Here is a 4,074-nt window from a genome sequence, read left to right on the forward strand (position 1 = left end):
AAATGTGGGAGCGGGCTTGCCCCGCGAAGCGCCGCGCGGGCGGCGCTCGATTTCAGCGGCGCTGCACCTCTCCAGCCGAACCCCGCGAAGCGTCGCGCGCGCGGCGCTCGGTCTCACAGGCGCCCCCATAACCAAGGCGAACACCTGTAAGCCCCACCCTCTACCCCTGGATATACACCACCTGGGTCCGGGTGTACTCGTACAACCCATGCTTGCCATCCGCCCCACCGACCCCGGACTTGCGCGCCCCGGCGTGGAAGCCCTGCATGGCCTCGAAGTTCTCCCGGTTGATGTAGGTCTCGCCGAAATCGATCTCGCGGCAGGCCTTCAGCGCCGCATTGAGGTCGCGGGTATACAGCGACGAGGTCAGGCCGTACTCGCTGTCGTTGGCCAGGGCGATGGCCTCGTCGAGGTCATCCACCACCTGGATCGGCAGCACCGGCCCGAAGATTTCCTTGCGCATGATCTCCATGTCGGTCGAACAACCGGCCAGCACCGTCGGCTGGTAGTGGAACCCGGCACCGAGGTCGGCAACCTGGCCGCCAGTGGCGACCTGGGCTCCCTGATCAACCGCGGTGCGTACCATCTGCGCCACCTTGTCCAGCCCGGCCTGATTGATCAGCGGGCCCATGTCCAGGTCGGCCTGTTGCGACGGGTCGCCGTAACGGGTCGCGGCCATGGCCTGGGCCACCTTGTCGACGAAGGCATCGGCGACCTTGCGCTCCACGTACACCCGCTCGGCGCAGTTGCAGACCTGCCCGGTGTTGATCACCCGCGAGGCGACGATGGCCTTCACCGCCAGGTCCAGGTCGGCATCGGCGAGCACGATGGCCGGCGCCTTGCCACCCAGTTCGAGGTTGAGCTTGGTGATGTTCGGCGCCGCTGCGGCCATGATCCGCGCACCGGTGGCGACACTGCCGGTAAAGCTCACCAGGTCGACCCCGGCATGGCTGGAGAGGCCATGGCCGACGCTGGCACCCTTGCCACCGACCACGTTGAAGACCCCGGCGGGCAGGTCCGTCTCGGCCACCAACCTGGCGAACTCGTAGCAGTTGATCGGGGTTTCCTCGCTCGGCTTGATCACGATGGTGTTGCCGGTGACCAGCGCCGGAGCCATCTTGCGGGCGATCAGGAAGAACGGGAAGTTCCACGGCAGGATGCCCGCCACCACGCCCAGCGGCTTGCGCATCAGGAAGATGTGCTCGCCAGCACGGTCACTGGTCAGCACCTCGCCTTCCAGGCGCCGCGCCCATTCGGCCATGTAATCCAGGTAGTCGGCGGTGAAGGCGACCTCGACCTGGGCCAGGGCCGGCACCTTGCCGCCTTCCTGGGTGATGATGCGGGCCAGGCGGTCGGCGTTGGCGCGCACCTTGCTGGCGATCTGGCGCAGATAGCCGGCGCGCTCGATGGCGGGTTTCCCGGCCCAACCGTGCTGCGCCTTGCGCGCCGCGGCAATGGCGCGTTCCACCTGTTCGGCCGGTGATTCCGGCACCCGCCCTAGCAGCTTGCCATTGGCCGGATTGTAGACCTCGATCAGCGCTTCGCTGGTGACGAAGCCGTTGTCGATGAAGTTCTGGTAGGTCGTGTCGGTCATGCGCTTCTCACTCCTGTGGATGGTTGTCGGCCAGCGGCGGTTGGGCGGCCGGCTTGGCACTGAATTGCTGCCAGGCGTTGCCTTCGCGCTTGAGGTCATGGGCGCGCTTGATCAGGTACTGGTGCACCTGCTCCACCTGCTCGGGCTTGAGGTTGTCGGCAAACGACGGCATGCCGTCGGGCACACGACCGCCATAGAGAATGCCGAGGAACATCTGGTGCTTGTCAGCGCTGAGTTTGCGCAGGTCGGGCAGTACCCCGCCGCTGACGGCATGGATGCCGTGGCATTGGGAACAGTTGCCGTCATACAGGACGGCGCCGGCGGCCACGGTTTTCTCGTCGGCAGTGAGTGGCGGCGGCTCAGGCGCATTGGCAGGTGGCGCAGGTTCGCGCAGCTTGGCAGTGCCACCGATCTTGTAGGTCAGCACCTGCGAGAATGGCTGCACGCCCGCGCGCAACGACAAGGCCCCGGCGAAGGTCGAGAAAGCCCCGCCCCAGCCAGCCATGAAGGTCACATACTGTTCACCGTCCACCGAGTAGGTGATGGGCGCTGCCATCACGCCGCTGGCAGCCGGGGACTCCCAGAGCTTCTTGCCGCTGTCGGCGGCGTAGGCGATCACCCGGCCATCAGCACTACCCTCGAACACCAAGTTGCCGGCGGTGCTCAGGGTGCCGCCGTTGAAGATGGTGATGTACGGCACTTCCCAAGCCGGGGCCTGCTTGACCGGGTCCCAGGCGATCAGCTTGCCCGACCAGGTCTTGGCCATTTCCAGCAGTCCATCGGCGCCTTCGGGCATCATGCCGGTGCGCAGGCCCAGTTGATAAACGCTCTTGAACGGGTTGCGCTTCGGTGCCTCGGGGATGTGCTCGTAGTAGGCCGACATGATGTGCGCGGGGATGTACACCAGCCCGGTCTGCGGGTTGTAGGACATCGGGTGCCAGTCATGGGCACCCCAGAACGCCGGTGTCACCAGCTTGCGCTTGCCATCCTTCCAATAGGCCGCCGCTTCGTCATCGAGGATCGGCCGCCCGGTCTTCATGTCGATGCCCTTGGCCCAGTTCACCGGCACGATATTCTTCGCCGACAGCAGCTCACCGGTGGCGCGATCGAGCACGTAGAAGAAGCCGTTCTTCGGCGCTTGCATCAGCACCTTGCGTTGCTTGCCGTCGATCGGCAGCTCGGCGAGGATCATGTGCTGGGTGGCGGTGAAGTCCCAGGCATCGCCCGGTGTGGTCTGATAGTGCCAGGCGTATTCGCCGGTGTCGGCATTGACCGCCACGATCGACGACAGGAACAGGTTGTCGCCCTTGGCCTGGCTGCGCCATTTCGGGTCCCACATCGAACCATTGCCGACACCGATGTACAGCAGGTTGAGTTCGGGGTCGTAGGCGAACGAGTCCCAGGCCGTGCCACCCCCGCCCCATTCGACGTAGCCATCGCCGTGCCAGGTCTTGCTGGCGATCTCCATGGCCTTGTTCTCGGGTGGCAGCTTGGGGTCGCCCGGCACGGTGAAGAAGCGCCAGGCCTGCTTGCCGGTCTCGGCGTCGTAGGCAGTGACATAGCCACGCACGCCGAACTCGGCGCCGCCGTTGCCGATGACGACCTTGCCGTTGACCACCCGCGGCGCGCCCGTGATGGTGTAGCTGCGTTTGTGGTCGTCGCGGGTGTCCACCGACCAGACGCGTTTGCCGGTCTTGGCATCGATCGCCTCGAGGCGGCCGTCGAGCACACCGACATAGACTTTGCCCTGCCACACCGCGACCCCGCGATTGACGGCATCGCAGCAAGCTTCACCGGCGCGATGGCGGTCGGACTGCGGGTCGTACTTCCACAGCAGCTTGCCGTTGCGCGCATCCAGCGCATACACCACCGAGAACGGGCCGGTGGTGTACATCACACCATCGACCACGATGGGCGTGGCCTCGACGCCACGGTCGAGGTCGAGCTTGTAGCTCCAGGCCAGGCCCAGTTGGTCGACGTTGGCCTGGTTGATGGTCTTGAGCGGGCTGTAGCGTTGCTCGTCGTAGGTACGGCCGTGGCTCATCCAGTTGCCCGGTTCCTTGTCGGCATCGATGATCCGCTTGCCATCGACCTCGGCGGCGAAGGCCGGGGTGATGCAGGCAAGGGCCAGGGTCAGGCAGCTCAGGGCGGTGGACAGGGGCCGACGGTGCGGGCCTGATCGTTTCATGGGGCGGTCTCCGTTCTTGTTATGGCGACGCTGGGGGGCGTCGTGGAGACAGAGAGCAATGGCTGTGCCAGGGGGGGCGCAATGGGCTGTGATTGGCGAGATAGAGCGGATCAGGTAGTAACGGCACGATGCGAAATGCAGGCCTGGCTGGGTCAGCGGCGGCACAGGTGATGCGGGGGTGGCACAGGTGTGTCAGGCCTGCGCGGGCCTATTCGCGGGTAAACCCGCTCCTACACGCGTCCCCCTGTAGGAGCGGGTTTACCCGCGAATGGGGCTCCACAAACGCCACCAT

The 4,074-nt window shown here is 65.7% G+C and carries 2 protein-coding genes; both read right to left on the reverse strand.

Annotated elements, in window-relative coordinates:
• Positions 1-160 precede the first annotated feature (160 nt).
• On the reverse strand, positions 161-1,594 hold the full coding sequence (gene aldA, locus IAE37_RS28480; RefSeq protein ID WP_201178782.1) for an aldehyde dehydrogenase: 1,434 nt from the start codon (positions 1,592-1,594) through the stop codon (positions 161-163).
• A 7-nt stretch (positions 1,595-1,601) separates the two neighbouring features.
• A complete protein-coding gene (locus IAE37_RS28485) occupies positions 1,602-3,782 on the reverse strand; it encodes a PQQ-dependent dehydrogenase, methanol/ethanol family (protein ID WP_201178783.1) in 2,181 nt (726 codons plus the stop codon).
• Between the last annotated feature and the right edge of the window lie 292 nt (positions 3,783-4,074).

Origin of the sequence: Pseudomonas sp. S31, from assembly GCF_016648105.1 — a bacterium.
Classification (GTDB): Bacteria; Pseudomonadota; Gammaproteobacteria; order Pseudomonadales; family Pseudomonadaceae; genus Aquipseudomonas.